Genomic DNA, 19,805 nt, shown 5'->3' with positions numbered 1-19,805 from the left:
GCCGGTCAATACGGTGGCAGGCAGACAATCGGAAACGATTAATTGTGGCACTGCAGGGATTCGGGTAGACTGTTTTCCCGTCCTGGTTATTCCATCGTCTTTAAACCTACTTTCTCAGGTTCAGCATGACAACGAACTATATTTTTGTGACCGGCGGGGTCGTATCCTCTCTGGGAAAAGGCATTGCCGCAGCCTCCCTGGCCGCTATTCTTGAAGCACGCGGTCTTAACGTGACCATCATGAAACTGGACCCGTACATCAACGTGGACCCAGGCACCATGAGCCCAACTCAACACGGCGAAGTGTACGTCACCGACGACGGCGCAGAGACCGATCTGGATTTGGGTCACTACGAGCGTTTCATCCGCACCAAGATGAGCCGTCGTAACAACTTCACCACTGGCCGTATCTACTCAGAAGTCCTGCGCAAAGAGCGCCGGGGCGATTATCTGGGCGCGACCATTCAGGTTATTCCGCATATCACCAATGCCATCAAAGAGCGCATCATCGAAGGCGGTGAAGGCCATGATGTGGTGCTGGTTGAAATTGGCGGCACCGTGGGTGATATCGAATCCCTGCCATTCCTTGAAGCTATCCGCCAGATGGCGGTTCAGGTTGGCCGCGAGCACACCCTGTATATGCACCTGACGCTGGTGCCTTACATGGCCGCCGCTGGCGAAGTGAAAACCAAGCCAACTCAGCACTCGGTAAAAGAACTGCTGTCCATCGGTATTCAGCCAGACGTGCTGATTTGCCGTTCCGATCGCGCCGTACCCGCCAACGAACGTGCGAAAATCGCCCTGTTCTGTAACGTGCCGGAAAAAGCGGTAATCTCGCTGAAAGATGTTGATTCCATTTATAAAATCCCGGGCATGTTAAAATCCCAGGGTCTGGATGACTTTATCTGTAAGCGCTTCAATCTGAATGCACCGGAAGCGAACCTGGCCGAATGGGAACAGGTGATCTACGAAGAAGCCAATCCGGGCGGCGAAGTGACTATCGGTATGGTCGGCAAATATGTCGAGCTGCCAGATGCGTACAAGTCAGTGATTGAAGCCCTGAAGCACGGTGGTCTGAAAAACCGTGTGACGGTAAACATCAAGCTGATCGACTCGCAGGATGTTGAAACCCGCGGTGTCGAATTGCTGAAAGATTTGGATGCTATTCTTATCCCTGGCGGCTTCGGCTACCGTGGTGTGGAAGGCAAACTGATGACCGCCCGTTACGCGCGTGAGAACAACGTTCCTTACCTCGGCATTTGCCTGGGTATGCAGGTTGCGCTGATGGAATTCGCCCGTAACGTCGCCGGAATGGAAGGCGCAAACTCCACGGAATTTGTGCCAGACTGTAAGTATCCGGTGGTGGCATTGATCACCGAATGGCGTGATGAAGAAGGCAATGTTGAGCAGCGCACCGAGCAGAGCGACTTAGGCGGCACCATGCGTCTGGGCAGCCAGCAGTGCCAGCTGACCACCGACAGTCTGGTTCACCAGCTGTACGGTTCAGAAACCATTGTTGAGCGTCATCGCCATCGTTATGAAGTCAACAATATGCTGTTGAAGCAGATTGAAGCGGCTGGATTACGTGTGGCAGGCCGCTCCGGGGATGACCAGCTGGTGGAGATCATTGAGATCCCTGACCATCCATGGTTTGTTGCGTGTCAGTTCCATCCGGAATTCACCTCAACCCCGCGTGACGGTCACCCGCTGTTTGCTGGCTTTGTGAAAGCCGCCAGCGACTACCAGAAGCGTTTGGCAAACTAAGTATTTTCATAATGGCGCTGACTGACTAATCACCAGATGCCGGGCTGCAGCTCACAACGCTGCAGCGCCAAAATGGCGGTTAATCCGGGCGTTGTTTGTCTGAGTTTAAGTAAACTTGATACTGAGGAAAAACTAATGTCCAAAATCGTTAAAGTCATCGGTCGCGAAATCATCGACTCCCGTGGAAACCCGACCGTTGAAGCTGAAGTGCACCTGGAAGGCGGTTTCGTAGGTATGGCTGCTGCACCATCAGGCGCTTCTACCGGTTCTCGCGAAGCGCTGGAACTGCGTGACGGTGACAAATCTCGTTTCCTGGGTAAAGGCGTAACGAAAGCCGTTGCTGCGGTTAACGGCCCTATCGCTAACGCGGTAACGGGTAAAGACGCGAAAGACCAGGCAAACATCGACAAGATCATGATCGATCTGGACGGTACCGAGAACAAATCCCAGTTCGGCGCTAACGCCATTCTGGCTGTTTCTCTGGCTGCTGCGAAAGCCGCTGCTGCTGCCAAAGGCATGCCGCTGTATGAGCACATCGCTGAGCTGAACGGTACCCCGGGCAAATTCTCTATGCCACTGCCAATGATGAACATCATCAATGGCGGCGAGCACGCCGACAACAACGTCGACATCCAGGAATTCATGATCCAGCCTGTGGGCGCAAAAACCCTGAAAGAAGCCATCCGTATGGGTTCTGAAGTTTTCCACACCCTGGCGAAAGTGCTGAAGTCTAAAGGTATGGGTACGGCTGTGGGTGACGAAGGTGGCTACGCGCCTAACCTGGGTTCCAACGCAGAAGCGCTGGCGGTTATCGCTGAAGCGGTAAAAGCAGCAGGCTACGAGCTGGGCAAAGACATCACCCTGGCGATGGACTGTGCAGCATCTGAATTCTACAAAGACGGCAAGTATGTGCTGGCGGGTGAAGGCAACAAAGAATTCACCTCTGAAGAGTTCACTCACTTCCTGGAAGACCTGACCAAACAGTACCCAATCGTCTCTATCGAAGACGGTCTGGACGAATCTGACTGGGCTGGCTTCGCATACCAGACTAAAGTACTGGGCGACAAAATCCAGCTGGTGGGCGACGACCTGTTCGTAACCAACACCAAGATCCTGAAAGAAGGTATCGACAAAGGTATCGCTAACTCCATCCTGATCAAATTCAACCAGATCGGTTCTCTGACCGAAACTCTGGCTGCGATCAAAATGGCGAAAGATGCTGGTTATACCGCAGTGATCTCTCACCGTTCAGGTGAAACCGAAGACGCCACTATCGCTGACCTGGCGGTAGGTACTGCAGCGGGCCAGATCAAAACCGGTTCTATGAGCCGTTCTGACCGTGTTGCTAAGTACAACCAGCTGATCCGTATCGAAGAAGCGCTGGGAGCACGTGCGCCATTCAACGGTCTGAAAGAAGTTAAAGGTCAGTAATGACCTGACTTCCCGGCCCGTCGCGGGCTGAGGAATTTCAGCTGAAACTAAACCGGGCCCGTTAATCGCGGGCCCGGTTTTTTTATGCCTTTTTCAGCTGTCCGAACACCAGTCTTCCCTGATGGAAGTTGGCCTGCACCGCCGGTACGCGGGCGACCGCTTCGGCAGAGCAGCTGGCGTCGACCAGCATCATCTCTGCCGCATCATTGACCGCCGGCCACTGACGCTGCCCGGCATCGCTCAGCGGCAAAATATTGCCGGTGGCAATCGCCAGCGAACGGGTCAGGCCGAACTCGTCGGAGTTGCCGTACAGCTGGGCATACAGGTTGGCTTTCTCCAGCATGCTGCCGGTGCCAAACGGCGACCAGTGATCGATCACGCTGTCGGTGCCGGTCATTACCAACACGCCTTTCTCACTCAACTGCGGCAGCGGCATCGAGAGTTTGCCAATCGGCACCGTGGAAGCCACGGTAAACTGCTGCTCGGCCAGGCCGTGGATCACCTCTTCCAGCTCATTTCCCTGCATTACCGATAACGCAAAGCCGTGGCTCAGCGTGACCTTGCCCTTCAGCTGCGGGTTCTTCTCGACGGTGCTGATCATGTACTTCACCGCGGCAATGCCCGCTGGGGTGGTTTCGTGCAGATGGATATCGACGCCTTTGTGGCTATCCAGCGCGATCTGGAACATCGCATCCAGCGACTTCTCCATTGCGCCATCGACGTTAGTGGGATCGAGGCCGCCAACGTACTGCACGCCCATCTGCATCGCTTCACGCATCAGGCCATCGACGTTAGCGTGCAGCAGGCCATGCTGTGGAAACGCCACAATCTCACAGCTGAAGTCCTGCTGATGCTTCTGCAAGGCAATCTGCAAATGCTCCAGGCTTTTCAGGCCGCTGACCGGATCGATATTGCAGTGGCTGCGGGCAACGGTGGTGCCTTTGGATTGCAACAGCCCGATGATCGCTTCGGCATGCTCCACGGAATGCGGCAGCAGCTGCGGGATCAGCATCTGCTCACGGGCAATCATATCCATGATGGTTTTGCCTTTGCGCGGGCGTGGCGCTTCCCAGTGGCTGCCGTAAAAGGTTTTATCCAGATGGATATGCATATCGCGCGTGGCGGGCAGCAGCAGCATGCCCTGTGCATCGTAGGCGGGCAGGGCGCTGGCCGCGCGCGCCTTAACCTGACTTATCGCGACGATTTTGCCGTGATTGATTTCCAGATCGTAGAGCGCGGTGTGCGTGGCGATAATCATCTCGCCTTCGCGCTCAAATCCCTCTTCCAGCCTGACGTTTCGCAGGACGTAATGCGCATCAGCGAGGGTTTTGGTCTGGCTGGCATCGTCGCAGGGTACGCTTGCCGATGCATTGTTGACGGTTGCGGCGCCTGCCATCCCAGAGGCAAGAAGGGCGCTGCCAGCGGTCATTCTGGCGCCGGTAGAGAGGAAGTTCCTGCGGCTTTGTTGAACGGTTTGCACATCAGTTTCCTTTTTTATTGTGGTCATTTCCCCAGCAATATTACCTGAATGAAGATTGCTAGCAATCCTGTGTGATGTAAAAATATGCAAGGTTGGCAGCGCAGGTTTTAAGTCCAGCCCAGCGGTGCGGCACACGCCACCTGAGGATTATCTGAAAAAACCGGCCTGTCAGCGGGATGATCTGCATACTTTGTGATTTTTATTAATGAGTTGCGAACCAATTCTGCCTTTTAAGGAATGGTCTGATTTGTGTTAAGGAGGGCGAAATATCAGGTCAATTTATGTAAGTTCGCGGTAACGAAATGTAATCAGGACCAGTATAAAATGAAATACAGAGCGGATGTTGATGGACTGCGGGCGCTGGCGGTGTTGCCGGTAATCGCCTATCACATGGGAATATCCGGGATCCCGGGCGGGTTTACCGGCGTGGATATCTTCTTCGTGATATCAGGCTACCTTATCTGCGGCATTATTTACAATGGCGCTATGAACAACACCTTCTCCTATCTGGATTTTTACAAACGCCGCAGCCTGCGCATTCTGCCGCCGCTGTTTGTGGTGATGCTGACCACCTTAGCCTTTGGCTACTACCATCTGCTGCCGGCGCAGTTCAGCGATCTCAGCAACAGTTCGCTGGCCACGCTGCTGTTCTCGTCCAACATCTTCTTCTGGAAAACCACCGGCTACTTTGCCGGGCCAGCCGAACTGAAGCCGCTGCTGCATACCTGGTCGCTGGCCGTTGAAGAGCAGTTCTACATTATCTTCCCGGTGATCCTGCTGTTGGTGGTGCGCTTCTTCCGTCAGCGCACCACGCAGGTGATGCTGCTGATTATCGCCGTGTCGCTGATGTTAAGCATCTATGCGGTGACACGAAAACCGACCTTCACTTTCTATATGCTGCCAACCCGGGCCTGGGAACTGGCGCTGGGCGGCATCATTGCGGTTGCCGGTCTGGAAGCGAAAATGGCGAAGGTCTCGCAGGGGATTAAACATCTGATGAGCCTGGCAGGGCTCGGGCTGATCCTGTTTGGCTTCCTGTGGCTCAACACCGATAAACCCTTCCCGGCATGGAATGCCATCTGGCCCTGTCTCGGCAGCTTCCTGATTATTCTTGCCGGGCAAAAAGCGGCGGTTTCCCGCGTGCTGGCGCTGAAGCCGATCGTCTACATCGGCATGATCTCCTACTGCCTGTATCTGTGGCACTGGCCGATTATCGTTTACAGCCGGATGTTCGCGAACTTTGCGCCTGGCGTTCGCGAGATGGTTATCGCTGGCCTGTCGCTGCTGTTGGCGGTCGCCTCTCGTTACCTGATTGAAATCCCCTTCCGCTACAAGCTGGCGGTGTTCAGCCCGGGCAGAATTGTGGCGGCGTCGGTGGTGGGGCTGGTGTTGATGGCTTCCGGCACCTTCTATAAAGGGCATCTCGACAACAATGCCGGCCAGTTCTCCACGGATGCGCTGGCGCTGGCGAAATATACCCAGTACAAGGACATGCCCGAATTTAACTATCAGTACCGACTGGGCCGCTGCTTTGTGGACGGTAAAAGCGAGGAAGATAAACCGTTCGATCGGGATTACTGCCTGAAAACCTCAGACACGGCGAAAAATTACGTGCTGATTGGCGACAGCCATGCGGCCCATCTGTGGCGGGCACTCAGCCTGGCGGCCGGGCAGGGCATCAATGTGATTCAGGCCACTTCGGCAGGCTGTAAGCCGCTGTACCAGCAGTCGCTGCGCAACCCTTGTACCGATCTGGTGGATTATGTCTACGGCTCGTGGATCCCCAAACACAAGATTGACGGCATCATCATCTCCGCACGCTGGGCACCGGAAGACATTGCGCCGCTGAAAGCCACACTACAGCATCTGAAAGGCGTGTCGGACAACGTGATCGTGATGGGCCCGACCATTGAGTATTCGGAAGCGTTGCCGGACCTGTTGGCCTATCAGACCGACGGCCGTAAAGATCTGGTGGCGTCGTCGATCGACCACAGCATCAAACAGACCGACAGCGCGATGAAGCAGGCGATGGTGGATGCGCAGACCCGCTACATCTCGGTTTATTCCATCATTTGTCCGGGCGATATCTGTCGTGGGCTGGCGTCGGATGGTCATCCCATCTCCAACGACTATGGCCATTTCACCCTGAGTGGCGCAAAAGACGTGGCGAAACAGGCGATGACCGAGATGCATCAGGACAACTTTATGTAACCCGCCGGGGCTGGCAGCACGCTGGCCCGTCAACCCTCACCTAACGGAAGTCAGATAGCCGCCAGCCAGCACAAAGCGGTTTGGCTATCTCCGCGCCAATCTGCCATACTCTGCGCCCTTAAATTCACTTCCAGTTGAGACTGTCATGCAGTACCCGATTAATGAAATGTTCCAGACGTTGCAGGGCGAAGGGTTTTACACCGGCGTTCCGGCAATTTTTATCCGCCTGCAAGGATGCCCGGTGGGCTGCAGCTGGTGTGATACCAAACACACCTGGGATAAGCTGGCCGATCGGGAAACCTCGCTGGGCGATATCTTAACCAAAACCGTCGAAACCGATGCGTGGGGCTCGGCCAATGCCGCCGCGTTGCTGGCAGTGATTGCCAACCATGGCTGGACGGCGCGCCATATTGTGATCACCGGCGGCGAACCCTGCATCCACGATCTGACGCCGCTGACCGCGACGCTGCAGCAGCACGGCTTCAGCTGCCAGATCGAAACCAGCGGTACTCACGAGGTGCTTTGCAGCGCAGAGACCTGGGTGACGGTGTCGCCGAAGGTGAATATGCGCGGGGGTTATGACGTGTTGAATCAGGCGCTGGTGCGCGCAGATGAAGTGAAGCATCCGGTGGCCCGTCAGCGTGATGTGGAGGCTTTACAGGCGCTGTTGGCGACGCTGAATGATGACAAGCCGCGGATTATCGCGCTGCAGCCGATCAGTCAGAAAGACGATGCGACTAAGCTGTGTATTGAAACCTGTATCAAGCACAACTGGCGTTTATCGATGCAGACGCATAAGTACCTGAACATCGCTTAGTGGTCCACTGTGAACAGCGGACAAAGAAAAGGGGAGAACCGCAAGGTTCTCCCCTTTTCTTTGTCCGGGGTTAATAAAGCAGAGCGTTGGCCGCAGCCGATCGCTTAACCTCTGTAGATGCAGCCCGCGGTGCAGGTCTCTTTGATGGTCACCGCGCTCAGTTCTGCGAGCTTCGGTTTCATCTGATCCCAAATCCATTTCGCCAGCACTTCGCTGGTTGGATTCTCCAGACCGGCAATCTCATTCAGGTAGTAATGATCGAGCTGGTCGTAGATCGGCTTGAAGGCCGCTTTCAGTTCGGCAAAGTCCATAATCCAGCCGGTATGCGCATCCACTTCGCCGGTAATTTCGAGCCGCACCAGGAAGGAGTGCCCGTGCAGGCGGCCACATTTGTGCCCTGCAGGAACGTTAGGCAGATGGTGAGCAGCCTCGAACATAAAATCTTTAAACAGCGTGGTAGCCATAACAGTCTCAGTAAACTTTTCTTGAAAAAACCGCCGAAGTCTACCCGAAAAAGCCTTTTTTCGCACCCGTTTCCCGGCTGTTTCTTATTCTGAGCACTAACGGTAAACGATGTCGCTTCTAACCTGTTGAATATCAGTGAGTTAATTAACCTGTTTTGCCACTATGCCTTACCCGTAAAACCGTTTAGTCATTTTGGTTATTTATTATTACCAACCCTTATTTAATGGTTATTATGCTAGTCGTTACCCTACTCTCATCTTGCTGTCTTTACGGCCCGGACCACCGATACTGGAACCTTCTACGCAATGACGACTCAGGCACCTCCAAGCTCTCTGCTTCCGCTTAACCCGGAACAACTCGCCCGTTTGCAGGCGGCCACCGGGGATTACTCCACGACTCAGCTGGCCTGGCTCTCCGGTTATTTCTGGGGCATGGTCAATCAGGCTCCCGGCACCGCCGCCGTCAGCGCACCGGCACCGGTTGAAGCCCCGGCGATTACCCTGCTTTCGGCGTCGCAAACCGGCAACGCCCGCCGTCTGGCAGAACAGCTGCGCGACGACCTGCTGGCCGCGAAACTGAACGTCAACCTGGTTAACGCCGGTGATTACAAGTTCAAGCAGATCGCCCAGGAAAAACTGCTGGTGGTGGTGACCTCGACCCAGGGTGAGGGCGAACCGCCTGAAGAAGCCGTGGCGTTGCACAAGTTCCTGATGTCCAAAAAGGCGCCGAAGCTGGATAACACCGCGTTTGCGGTGTTCGGGCTGGGCGATACTTCATATGAATTCTTTAGCCAGGCCGGGAAGGACTTCGACGGCAAGCTGGCGGAGATGGGCGGTGAACGCCTGCTGGACCGCGTCGATGCCGATGTGGAATATGCCGCAGACGCCGAGCAATGGCGCAAGCAGATTGTTACCATCCTGAAAGCCCGCGTACCGGCCGAATCACCGGCGGCAGCGGCCGCCACTGCCGCCGGCTCGGTGAACGAAGTGTTCAGCAGCCCGTACAGCAAAGAAGAGCCGCTAACCGCCAGCTTCGCCGTTAACCAGAAGATTACCGGCCGTGACTCTGACAAAGATGTTCGCCACATTGAAATCGATCTGGGCGACTCGGGTCTGCGTTATCAGCCGGGCGATGCGTTAGGCGTCTGGTTTGAAAATGATGCAGCGCTGGTGCAGGAGCTGGTTGAGCTGGTGTGGCTGAAAGGCGATGAGAGCGTTACGGTCAATGACCAGACGCTGACCCTGAGCGAGGCGCTGCAAAAGCATTTTGAACTGACGGTCAACACGCCGCAGATCGTGGAGCAGTACGGCACCTTGAGCCGCGACGAAACGCTGCTGGGCCTGATCAGCGAAAAGCCCAAACTGCAGCATTACGCGCAGAACACGCCCATCGTCGACATGGTACGCGGCGCGCCGGTTGAGCTGACCGCTGAGCAGTTGATTGCGCTGCTGCGTCCGCTGACGCCGCGTCTCTACTCCATTGCTTCATCGCAGGCGGAGAACGACACCGAGGTGCATATCACCGTTGGCGCGGTCCGCTTCGACATTGATGGCCGCGCGCGTGCGGGCGGGGCGTCCAGCTTCCTGGCCGACCGTCTGGAAGAAGACGGCGACGTGCGGGTGTTTATTGAGCATAACGATAACTTCCGTTTACCGGCCAACCCGGAAACGCCGGTGATCATGATTGGCCCTGGCACCGGCATCGCCCCGTTCCGCGCCTTTATGCAGCAACGTGATGCGGACGGCGCCGCCGGCAAAAACTGGCTGTTCTTTGGCAACCCGCACTTTACCGATGACTTCCTCTACCAGGTAGAGTGGCAGCGTTACGTGAAGGATGGCCTGCTGACCAATATCGATCTGGCCTGGTCCCGTGACCAGCAGCAGAAAGTGTATGTACAGGATAAAATCCGCGCCAAAGGGGCGGAAGTGTGGGACTGGATCCAACAGGGTGCGCACATCTATGTCTGCGGTGATGCCAACCGTATGGCGAAAGATGTCGAGCAGGCTTTGCTGGAACTGGTCGCCGAGCACGGTGGCATGGACACAGAGACCGCCGACGAATTCTTAAGTGAGCTGCGCATTGAGCGCCGTTATCAGCGAGACGTTTACTAATGAGCAATGAAAAACATCCTGGCCCGCTGGTGGTTGAAGGCAAACTCACCGACGCAGAACGCCTGAAGAAAGAGAGCAACTACTTACGCGGTACCATCACCGAAGATCTGCAGAATGGTCTGACCGGCGGCTTTACCGGCGATAACTTTTTACTGATCCGTTTCCACGGCATGTATCAGCAGGATGACCGTGATATCCGTGCCGAACGTGCCGAGCAGAAGCTGGAACCGCGCCACGCGATGATGCTGCGCTGCCGCTTACCGGGCGGGATCATCACGCCTAAGCAGTGGCTGGGCATCGACAAATTTGCCGAGAACAACACCATTTATGGCAGCATCCGTCTGACCAACCGTCAGACCTTCCAGTTCCACGGCATCCTGAAGGGCAACGTGAAGCCCGCTCACCAGATGCTGAGTGAAGTGGGGCTGGATTCACTGGCTACCGCCAATGACGTCAATCGTAACGTGCTGTGCAGCTCGAACCCGGTGGAGTCCGAACTGCATCAGGAAGCCTACGAGTGGGCGAAGAAGCTCTCCGAGCATCTGCTGCCGCAGACCCGTGCCTATGCGGAAATCTGGCTGGATAAAGAGAAGGTTGCCACCACCGACAAAGAGCCGATTCTGGGCGAAACCTATCTGCCGCGTAAATTCAAAACCACCGTGGTGGTGCCACCGCACAACGACGTGGATCTGCACGCCAACGACCTGAACTTCGTGGCAATTGCCGAGAACGGCAAGCTGATCGGCTTTAACCTGTTGGTCGGCGGCGGTCTGTCTATCGATCACGGTAACAAAGCGACCTATGCCCGCACCGCCAGCGAGTTTGGCTTCCTGCCGCTGGATAAAACGTTGGCCGTTGCGGAAGCCGTGGTCACCACGCAGCGCGACTGGGGTAACCGTACCGATCGTAAAAACGCCAAAACCAAGTACACCCTTGAGCGTGTCGGCGTGGAAACCTTTAAGGCGGAAGTTGAGCGTCGTGCTGACATCACCTTTGAACCGACGCGTCCCTACGAATTCACCACCCGTGGCGATCGCATTGGCTGGGTAAAAGGTATCGATGACAAATGGCACCTGACGCTGTTTATCGAAAACGGTCGCCTGCTGGATTATCCGGGCCGTCCGCTGAAGACCGGTATTGCTGAAATCGCCAAAATTCACCAGGGCGACTTCCGTCTGACCGCTAACCAGAACCTGATTGTTGCCGGCGTGCCGGAAGCGGATAAGCCGAAAATTGAAGCGCTGGCGCGCAGTCATGGGCTGATGGAAAGCGTCACTGCCCAGCGCGAAAACTCGATGGCCTGCGTGTCGTTCCCGACCTGTCCGCTGGCGATGGCCGAAGCCGAACGCTTCCTGCCAGAATTCGTCACCCGGGTGGAAGGTCTGATGACCGCACACGGCGTGGGCGATGAGCACATCGTGCTGCGCGTAACCGGCTGTCCTAACGGCTGTGGCCGTGCGCTGCTGGCGGAAATTGGGCTGGTGGGCAAGGCGCCGGGCCGTTACAACCTGCATCTGGGCGGTAACCGCATCGGTACGCGTATCCCACGGATGTACCGTGAAAACATCACCGAAGACGAAATTTTGTCTACCCTTGATGAATTACTGGGGCGCTGGTCAACAGAACGCGAAGCCGATGAAGGCTTTGGTGATTTCACTATCCGCGCAGGCGTGGTGAAACCGGTTGTTGATCCGGCCCGCGATTTTTGGGCATGACGGAGGCGTGATAATGTCTGTACTCGATCTCTCTGAACTGAACGAATTACCGAAGGTTAAGCGCGTGATGGCGCTGGCGGAGCTGAACACCAGGCTGGAGAAACTGTCTGCCCAGGATCGCGTGCTCTGGGCGCTGGAGAATTTGCCGGGCGAAGCGGTGCTCTCTTCCAGCTTTGGCATTCAGGCGGCGGTCAGCCTGCATCTGGTCAATCAGGCGAAGCCCGGCATTCCGGTGATCCTCACCGATACCGGCTACCTGTTCCCGGAAACCTATCAGTTTATCGATCATCTGACCGACAAGCTGCAGCTCAACCTGAAAGTCTACCGTGCTGAACAGAGCGCGGCCTGGCAGGAAGCGCGTTACGGCAAGTTGTGGGAGCAGGGCGTGGAAGGCATTGAACGCTACAACGACATCAATAAAGTTGAGCCGATGAACCGCGCGATGAAAGAGCTGAAGGCCCAGACGTGGTTCGCCGGTCTGCGTCGCGATCAGTCCAGTAGCCGCGCCAATCTGCCGGTGCTGGCCATCCAGCGTGGCGTCTTTAAGCTGCTGCCAATCATCGACTGGGATAACCGTCAGGTGCATCAATACCTGCAGGATAACGATCTGGGTTATCACCCGCTGTGGGATCAGGGCTATCTGTCGGTTGGCGATACGCACACCACCCGCAAATGGGAGCCAGGCATGGCGGAAGAAGAGACGCGCTTCTTTGGTCTGAAGCGCGAATGCGGTCTGCACGAATAACGCCGCAGAGTGAAATGAACGATCGACGCCTGATGCTGCCATCAGGCGTTTTTTTTTGCGCTTAAATCCCCACCAGCGACTGGAATTCCTCCGCGCTGCGGGTGACGTTGACCTTCGTCACTTCATACTCGGCAACGGCCTGGAAGGGATCTTCGGCGAGAATGGTGTTCAGGCGCTCACGATCGATATCCTTCACCATCAGCACGCCACCGGTGCGCGGATCTTTGCGGCCTGCGGTGATAAACACGCCGGCGTCAAAATACTTGTTCAGCCAGGCGACGTGCGGATCCAGTACGGCTTCCACCTCTTCCAGCGGGCGGACATAGTTCAGATAGACGATGTACATGCGGTAGCTCCTCTCAGGTTTTGGGGTTCGCCAGCTCGGTGACCAGCGGCAGCAGGATCTTAACGGTGCTTCGGGTGCGTTGCGTAATGCGTCCAGGCAGCCAGCGATCCAGATAAGCCAGATTATCCAGCGAAGCCTGATGGCGCGTGGTGCCCGCTGGGAAGTGGCGGCTGATGGCGCGCTGCTGCTGGCCATCTTTATTACCCAGCTCCCAGTTGGTGGCGCGCACGCGTAATAAAGGAATACCGGCTTTATCGAACAGATCGTCGGTCGGCTGGTTCTTCACGGCTTTGCCATTGCTGGCCACCGCCAGTCCGTGCTGGCGGGCAATGGCCAGCGCGCGGTCGCGGGTTTGTCGGGCGACGGCTTCCGGCGTGTGGCTGCCGCTATCAAAGTAAAGTTTATCGCCGACAATCAGGCTGTCCAGGTTGATCACCAGCAGCGTGTTCTTCTTCTCTTCCGGCTTCAGGCGGGCGAGGTAATCCGCTTCGCCCTGATGGCCGTTCTCTTCACCGCTTAATGCCACGAAGCGCAGGCTGTAGTGCAGCGGCACCTTGCTAAGACGTTGCGCCAGCTCCAGCATTACGCCAAGACCCGAGGCATTATCGTCTGCACCCTGTAACGTCAGGCCGCCAAGGTTGTGCTGGCGATCGCTGTCGCTCACCGGCATAAAGGTGTCGGCTTGGGTGACGATCACAATCTGCTGCGGCACCTTGCCTTCGCGGGCGGCAATCACCGTGGTGGCGGTGACTTTATGCGGCGTAATCTGCCCATCCTGTAAGCGATAGGGATAGCTGGCGGTGAAGTCGCGTTTGTTGCTTTCATAGCCCATGCTGCTGAACTGATGTTGCAGATAATCTGCGGTCAGCATCTCGGCGGGACTGCCGGCCATGCGGCCAGGGAAGTAGGTGGCAATGTGACGCAGTTGCTGTTCAGCAAAATGGCCCTCTGGCTGGCTGGCGGCCTGCAGAGGAAAAATAGCACCGCAACTGAGCAACACGGCAAGCGCGCGCAGGCGGAGTCGGGAAAACATGCGGGATCCTTAGTCGTCATCCTGTGACGATCTTGCGAAATATTTTTACCCGCTTAGTATGAAAGTGTGACGGCGATTGCACAATTTCAATCTCTCTGAAAACCCCTAAATATCATCCCTTAAGCACATTTTGTCGGATGCTATGCCAGATCGTTATTCCATTCGGTAACTACTCATTCCAATTAGTAATTTCATAAGCCTTAAGCCAGGGCCGTATAGTCACGCTAACTTTGTGTAATTACAGAAAAGGCTGACGTGGACTATCTTCCGATTTTTGCTGACATCCGAAACAAACCGGTGCTGATTGTAGGCGGCGGTGACGTGGCTGCGCGCAAGATTGACTTGCTGCGTCGCGCGGGTGCCCGGGTGCAAATCGCCGCTCGCACGCTGTGTGAGGAGCTGACCGCGCTGGAAAACAGTGGCGAGGTCAGCTGGATAGCCAAAGAGTATCAGAACGCGCTGCTGGACGGCGTCTATCTGGTGATCGCTGCCACCGACGACGGCGAACTGAATGCCCGCGTCTATCACGATGCCACCGAGCGTCAGATGCTGGCCAACGTGGTGGACGATCAGCCGAAGTGCTCATTTATTTTCCCCTCTATTGTCGACCGCTCCCCGCTGGTGGTGGCGATCTCGTCGAGCGGCACGGCACCGGTGCTGGCGCGGTTACTGCGTGAGAAGCTGGAAGCCCTGCTGCCTGCCAACCTTGGTCAGATGGCGGAGCTTGCCGGTCAGTGGCGGACGAAAGTGAAGCAGCGGCTCGGAAAAATGTCCGAGCGTCGTCGCTACTGGGAAGCGGCCTTTAACGGCCTGTTTGCCAGCCAGGTGGCCTCCGGCAATATCGAGGGCGCGAAGCGCACGCTGGACCAACAGCTTGACGATCCCGATGCCGGCGAAGGCGAAATCATTCTGGTCGGTGCAGGTCCGGGCGATCCGGGTTTGCTGACCCTGCGCGGCTTGCAGGTGATGCAGCAGGCTGACGTGGTGCTGTATGACCATCTGGTCAGCGATGAAATTCTCGATCTGGTGCGCCGTGACGCCGACCGTATCTGCGTGGGCAAGCGTGCCAATGCGCACAGCATTCCGCAGGAAGAGACCAACCGCATGCTGGTGTCGCTGGCGAAACAGGGCAAGCGCGTGGTGCGCCTCAAAGGCGGTGACCCGTTTATCTTTGGCCGCGGCGGCGAAGAGCTGCAGGCGGCGGTTGAAGCCGGCATTCCTTTCCAGGTTGTGCCTGGCGTGACCGCTGCGGCGGGTGCGACCGCCTATGCCGGCATCCCGCTGACTCACCGCGACTACGCGCAGAGCGCCACCTTTATTACCGGTCATTGCCGCGCCGATGGCGAAGGGCTGGACTGGGCATCCCTGGCGGTCTCGCGTCAGACCCTGGCAATTTATATGGGCACCATGAAGGCGGGGGAAATCTCCTCGCAGCTGATTGCCCATGGCCGCGACGCACAGACGCCGGTGGCCGTGATCGGTCGCGGGACGCGTCAGGATCAGCAGGTGCTGACCGGCACGCTGGAAGAATTAGAAGCATTAGCGCAACGCGCACCGACGCCGGCATTACTGGTGGTAGGCGAAGTGGTTCACCTGCATCAGCAACTGGCATGGTTTCAACATTCAGCGCAGCAGGCCGGACGTGAGTCCGCCGTTGTGAATTTGGCTTGAGGAAAGGTTATGGATCAAAAACGACTGACTCACCTGCGTCAACTGGAAGCGGAAAGTATTCATATTATCCGTGAAGTGGCAGCAGAGTTTGGCAACCCGGTGATGATGTACTCCATCGGCAAGGACTCCTCTGTGATGCTGCACCTGGCGCGCAAGGCATTCTATCCGGGCACGCTGCCGTTCCCGTTACTGCACGTGGATACCGGCTGGAAATTCCGTGAAATGTACGAGTTCCGCGACCGCACGGTGAAAAACATCGGTGCCGAGCTGCTGGTACACAAAAACCCGGAAGGCGTGGCGATGGGCATCAATCCCTTCGTTCACGGCAGTGCCAAGCACACCGACATCATGAAGACCGAAGGCCTGAAGCAGGCGCTGAACAAGTACGGCTTTGATGCCGCGTTCGGCGGTGCCCGTCGTGATGAAGAAAAATCCCGTGCGAAAGAGCGTATCTACTCGTTCCGCGACCGTTTCCACCGCTGGGACCCGAAAAATCAGCGTCCTGAGCTGTGGCACAACTACAACGGCCAGATCAATAAAGGCGAAAGTATCCGCGTCTTCCCGCTCTCCAACTGGACCGAGCTGGATATCTGGCAGTACATCTTCCTGGAAAACATCGACATCGTGCCATTGTACCTGGCCGCACCGCGTCCGGTGCTGGAGCGCGATGGCATGTTAATGATGATCGATGACGACCGTATCGATCTGCAACCTGGCGAAGTGATTGAGCAGCGCATGGTCCGATTCCGTACCCTCGGCTGCTGGCCGCTGACCGGCGCGGTGGAATCCGAGGCGCAAACGCTGCCGGAGATCATTGAAGAGATGCTGGTTTCCACCACCAGTGAACGTCAGGGCCGCATGATCGACCGCGACCAGTCCGGCTCGATGGAGCTGAAAAAACGCCAGGGTTATTTCTAAGGAGCCGAGATGAATACCGTCATTGCACAACAAATTGCCGACCAGGGCGGCGTGGAAGCCTGGCTGCACGCCCAGCAACATAAAAGCCTGCTGCGTTTTCTGACCTGCGGCAGCGTCGACGATGGCAAGAGCACGCTGATTGGTCGCCTGCTCCATGACACCCGTCAGATTTATGAAGATCAGCTCTCTTCACTGCATAACGACAGCAAGCGTCACGGCACTCAGGGCGAGAAACTGGATCTGGCGCTGCTGGTGGATGGCCTGCAGGCCGAGCGCGAGCAGGGCATTACCATTGATGTCGCCTACCGCTATTTCTCCACCGAGAAGCGTAAGTTCATCATTGCCGACACGCCAGGACACGAGCAGTACACCCGCAACATGGCCACCGGCGCATCCACCTGCGACCTGGCGATCCTGCTGATCGATGCGCGTAAAGGCGTGCTGGATCAGACGCGTCGACACAGCTTTATCTCCACGCTGCTGGGCATCAAGCACCTGATCGTGGCGATCAACAAAATGGATCTGGTTGAGTACAGCGAAGCGACCTTCGAGCAGATCAAACAGGATTACCTCGACTTTGCCGGCCAGTTGCCCGCCGATCTCGATATCCGCTTTGTGCCGTTGTCGGCGCTGGAAGGCGAGAACGTGGCCTCCCCAAGCGAAGCGATGAGCTGGTACACCGGCCCAACGCTGCTGGACGTGCTGGAAACTGTCGAGGTGCAGCGCGTGGTTGAGCAGCAGCCGATGCGTTTCCCGGTGCAGTACGTTAACCGTCCGAACCTGGATTTCCGCGGTTACGCCGGCACGCTGGCATCCGGCACCGTGACCGTCGGACAGCGCGTCAAGGTGCTGCCATCGGGCGTTGAATCGTCGATTGCCCGCATCGTGACCTTTGACGGCGATCTGCAGGAAGCGCAGGCCGGTGAAGCGATCACCCTGGTGCTGAAAGACGAAATCGATATCAGCCGCGGTGATTTGCTGGTGGCGGCCGATGCCACGCTCAAGCCAGTGCAGGCCGCGTCGGTTGACGTGGTATGGATGGCGGAACAGCCGCTGGTGCCAGGCCAGAGCTTTGACATTAAAATCGCCGGCAAGAAAACTCGCGCCCGTGTTGAGAAGATTGAACATCAGGTTGAGATCAACAGCCTGGCGAAACATGATGCGGAAAGCCTGCCGCTGAACGGTATCGGTCTGGTCGATCTGACCTTTGATGAGCCGATGGTGCTGGATCAGTATCAGCAGAACCCGGTGACCGGTGGCATGATCATTATCGATCGCCTGAGCAACGTCACCGTCGGCGCCGGGATGATCCGTCAGCCGCTGGAAGACGTGGTGCAGAATCCGGGCAACTTTAGCGCTTTCGAGCTGGAGCTGAACGAACTGGTTCGCCGTCACTTCCCACACTGGGGCGCACGCGATCTGTTGGGCGGCAAATAATGGCCGCAGAACACGATGAAAACGTCATCTGGCATTCGCACTTTGTCACGCGTGAAGATCGTGAGCAGCAGCATGGCCATCAGGGCGTGCTGTTGTGGTTTACCGGCCTTTCGGGGTCGGGTAAATCCACGGTGGCCGGTGCAGTGGAGCAAGCGCTGCAACAGGTGGGTGTCAGCACCTACCTGCTTGACGGCGACAATGTTCGTCACGGTTTGTGCCGCGATCTGGGCTTCAGTGATGATGACCGCAAAGAGAACATCCGTCGGGTCGGTGAAGTGGCCAAACTGATGGTCGATGCCGGATTGGTGGTGCTCAGCGCGTTTATCTCTCCGCATCGTGAAGAACGTCAGATGGTGCGGGAGTTGCTGGGAGAAGGGCGCTTTATCGAGGTGTTCGTTGATACGCCGCTGGCGATCTGCGAAGCCCGCGATCCGAAAGGGCTCTACAAGAAAGCCCGTGCCGGAGAGTTGCGTAACTTCACCGGTATCGATGGCGTGTACGAAGCGCCTGAACAGGCGGAAATCCATCTCGACGGTGAACAGGCCGTTGCCCATCTGCTGACGCAAACGCTGGATGTCCTCCGCCAGCGTGGTGTGATTGCCGGTTAATATTGCCCTCAAAAATAGCCACAGAAGCGCGCTGGAAAGACCCGGGCGCTTCTTACTGCTGCGTAGGAAAAACCGCGAACAATTGGTAACAATATTGCGGGTTCAAGTGTTAGATCTCCCGCGTTGTCGCGATATCATCACCCCCTGAGATAGCCCCGGCAAAACGCCTCAGAGCGTGCTGTATTTCGCGTCAACAGGATACTTATGCATAACGTTACGCCCATGCTCGCCCGCAAAGACGATCGGGATCAGGAAGACCCTTCCTGGTCATTTCCCGGTGGTGTGGTTGGCTTTGCCTCATACTGGCTCGCGCTGGCGATCCCCTTTGTGATGTATGGGGCAAACACGCTGTTTTTCTTTCTTTATACCTGGCCGTTTTTCCTGGCGCTGCTGCCGGTTTCGGTGTTGGTCGGCATTGTCGCCAACGTGCTGCTGCGGGGCCAGTTGATTTGGACCATTTTGCTGACCGCTGTGGTGGTGGTCTGTCTGTTCTGGCTGCTGTTTACGCTACTGACCGGATGGTAGCCGGTCTCTTTGTTGGATCTTTCGCCAGCCCGGCTGGCAGGATTTGATGTCAGAATTCCCACTGCGGTTACAAAACTTTGCTCGCAAAACCTGATTTCAGGGCGGGGAACGCTCACCGATCCACCAATCGACGGTTAAATCACTGTGAAAGTGGAGTCGGATGTAAAGTTATGGGATGATTGAGCCGTTTTCAGGGGGCGGGGATGGGAAAACTTACTCTGCTGTTACTTGTGCTACTGGGCTGGTTACAATATTCGCTCTGGTTAGGCAAGAACGGCATACATGATTTTACGCGTGTTAAAGACGATGTTGCGGTGCAACAAGGCGGCAACGCGAAGCTAAAAGCGCGAAACGATCAGTTGTTTGCAGAAATCGACGACCTTAACGGCGGTTCTGAAGCAATTGAGGAACGCGCACGTAACGAGCTGGGGATGATTAAACCCGGTGAGACTTTCTATCGCCTTGTGCCGGATCAAAATAAACGAAACGCGCAGCAGGGTGCTTCTAACAGTCAGCAACGATAACTCAT

Annotated in this window: 17 protein-coding genes; 13 read left to right on the top strand and 4 right to left on the bottom strand. The window is 56.5% G+C overall.

The genetic code is table 11. From position 1 onward, the window contains the following. Window positions 1-125: 125 nt before the first annotated feature. Together pyrG and eno are read left to right on the top strand one after the other, a co-directional pair. A complete protein-coding gene (gene pyrG, locus EBC_RS19455) occupies window positions 126-1,763 on the top strand; it encodes a glutamine hydrolyzing CTP synthase (RefSeq protein WP_013203560.1) in 1,638 nt (545 codons plus the stop codon). 135 nt (window positions 1,764-1,898) lie between these two features. Beyond that, window positions 1,899-3,194, top strand: coding sequence for a phosphopyruvate hydratase (gene eno / locus EBC_RS19450; RefSeq protein ID WP_013203559.1), 1,296 nt, complete (start codon window positions 1,899-1,901; stop codon window positions 3,192-3,194). A gap of 82 nt (window positions 3,195-3,276) precedes the next feature. On the opposite strand, the gene EBC_RS19445 is transcribed toward eno, so the two are convergent. After that, a complete protein-coding gene (locus tag EBC_RS19445) occupies window positions 3,277-4,674 on the bottom strand; it encodes an amidohydrolase family protein (RefSeq protein ID WP_013203558.1) in 1,398 nt (465 codons plus the stop codon). A gap of 324 nt (window positions 4,675-4,998) precedes the next feature. Here EBC_RS19445 and EBC_RS19440 point away from each other — a divergent pair, with 324 nt between their 5' ends. Next, window positions 4,999-6,885 carry an acyltransferase family protein gene (locus tag EBC_RS19440; RefSeq protein WP_013203557.1) on the top strand — a complete coding sequence of 629 codons (1,887 nt, stop codon included), beginning with the start codon at window positions 4,999-5,001 and terminating at the stop codon, window positions 6,883-6,885. Between the two features lie 145 nt (window positions 6,886-7,030). Next, entirely contained in the window at window positions 7,031-7,702 is a 672-nt protein-coding gene (queE, locus tag EBC_RS19435) for a 7-carboxy-7-deazaguanine synthase QueE (protein WP_013203556.1), read from the top strand. A gap of 104 nt (window positions 7,703-7,806) precedes the next feature. Here queE and queD read toward each other — a convergent pair whose 3' ends face one another. Beyond that, window positions 7,807-8,166 (bottom strand): 6-carboxytetrahydropterin synthase QueD, encoded by a 360-nt coding sequence (queD, locus tag EBC_RS19430; RefSeq protein WP_013203555.1) that lies wholly within the window; start codon window positions 8,164-8,166, stop codon window positions 7,807-7,809. Window positions 8,167-8,472: 306 nt separating this feature from the next. On the opposite strand from queD, the gene cysJ reads away from it, so the two are divergent. From cysJ to cysH, 3 genes are read left to right on the top strand one after another with little or no spacing between them, the layout of a single operon-like run. Next, window positions 8,473-10,278: an NADPH-dependent assimilatory sulfite reductase flavoprotein subunit gene (gene cysJ / locus EBC_RS19425; RefSeq protein ID WP_013203554.1), complete on the top strand. Its 1,806-nt coding sequence runs from the start codon at window positions 8,473-8,475 to the stop codon at window positions 10,276-10,278. Beyond that, window positions 10,278-11,993 (top strand): assimilatory sulfite reductase (NADPH) hemoprotein subunit, encoded by a 1,716-nt coding sequence (cysI, locus tag EBC_RS19420; RefSeq protein ID WP_013203553.1) that lies wholly within the window; start codon window positions 10,278-10,280, stop codon window positions 11,991-11,993. Before cysJ ends, cysI begins: the two co-directional genes overlap by 1 nt. Before the next feature lie 13 nt (window positions 11,994-12,006). After that, window positions 12,007-12,738: a phosphoadenosine phosphosulfate reductase gene (gene cysH / locus EBC_RS19415; RefSeq protein ID WP_013203552.1), complete on the top strand. Its 732-nt coding sequence runs from the start codon at window positions 12,007-12,009 to the stop codon at window positions 12,736-12,738. 61 nt (window positions 12,739-12,799) lie between these two features. Here the strand turns inward: cysH and EBC_RS19410 are convergent, their stop codons facing one another. Both EBC_RS19410 and EBC_RS19405 read right to left on the bottom strand, forming a co-directional pair. After that, a complete protein-coding gene (locus EBC_RS19410; RefSeq protein ID WP_013203551.1) occupies window positions 12,800-13,084 on the bottom strand; it encodes a YciI family protein in 285 nt (94 codons plus the stop codon). A 13-nt stretch (window positions 13,085-13,097) separates the two neighbouring features. Beyond that, a complete protein-coding gene (locus tag EBC_RS19405; protein WP_013203550.1) occupies window positions 13,098-14,117 on the bottom strand; it encodes an aminopeptidase in 1,020 nt (339 codons plus the stop codon). A gap of 255 nt (window positions 14,118-14,372) precedes the next feature. On the opposite strand from EBC_RS19405, the gene cysG reads away from it, so the two are divergent. The 6 genes from cysG (at window position 14,373) to ftsB (ending at window position 19,800) form a co-directional block, all read left to right on the top strand. After that, complete coding sequence (gene cysG / locus EBC_RS19400; protein ID WP_013203549.1) at window positions 14,373-15,788, top strand: siroheme synthase CysG; 1,416 nt, start codon at window positions 14,373-14,375, stop codon at window positions 15,786-15,788. A gap of 9 nt (window positions 15,789-15,797) precedes the next feature. Continuing rightward, window positions 15,798-16,706, top strand: coding sequence for a sulfate adenylyltransferase subunit CysD (cysD, locus tag EBC_RS19395; protein ID WP_013203548.1), 909 nt, complete (start codon window positions 15,798-15,800; stop codon window positions 16,704-16,706). A 9-nt stretch (window positions 16,707-16,715) separates the two neighbouring features. After that, window positions 16,716-18,143 carry a sulfate adenylyltransferase subunit CysN gene (gene cysN, locus EBC_RS19390; protein WP_013203547.1) on the top strand — a complete coding sequence of 476 codons (1,428 nt, stop codon included), beginning with the start codon at window positions 16,716-16,718 and terminating at the stop codon, window positions 18,141-18,143. Next, a complete protein-coding gene (cysC, locus tag EBC_RS19385; protein WP_013203546.1) occupies window positions 18,143-18,751 on the top strand; it encodes an adenylyl-sulfate kinase in 609 nt (202 codons plus the stop codon). The genes cysN and cysC overlap by 1 nt, the downstream gene beginning before the upstream one ends. 204 nt (window positions 18,752-18,955) lie before the next feature. Next, the gene (locus EBC_RS19380; RefSeq protein ID WP_013203545.1) at window positions 18,956-19,276 is read left to right on the top strand and encodes a DUF3561 family protein; all 321 of its coding nucleotides are present in this window, start codon (window positions 18,956-18,958) and stop codon (window positions 19,274-19,276) included. Between the two features lie 203 nt (window positions 19,277-19,479). Beyond that, window positions 19,480-19,800, top strand: coding sequence for a cell division protein FtsB (ftsB, locus tag EBC_RS19375; RefSeq protein ID WP_013203544.1), 321 nt, complete (start codon window positions 19,480-19,482; stop codon window positions 19,798-19,800). Window positions 19,801-19,805 lie beyond the last annotated feature (5 nt).

This window comes from Erwinia billingiae Eb661 (assembly GCF_000196615.1).
GTDB lineage: Bacteria > Pseudomonadota > Gammaproteobacteria > Enterobacterales > Enterobacteriaceae > Erwinia > Erwinia billingiae.
The sequence above is the reverse complement of the archived record's forward strand: the minus strand, read 5'-3'. Positions and strand labels throughout refer to the sequence as shown.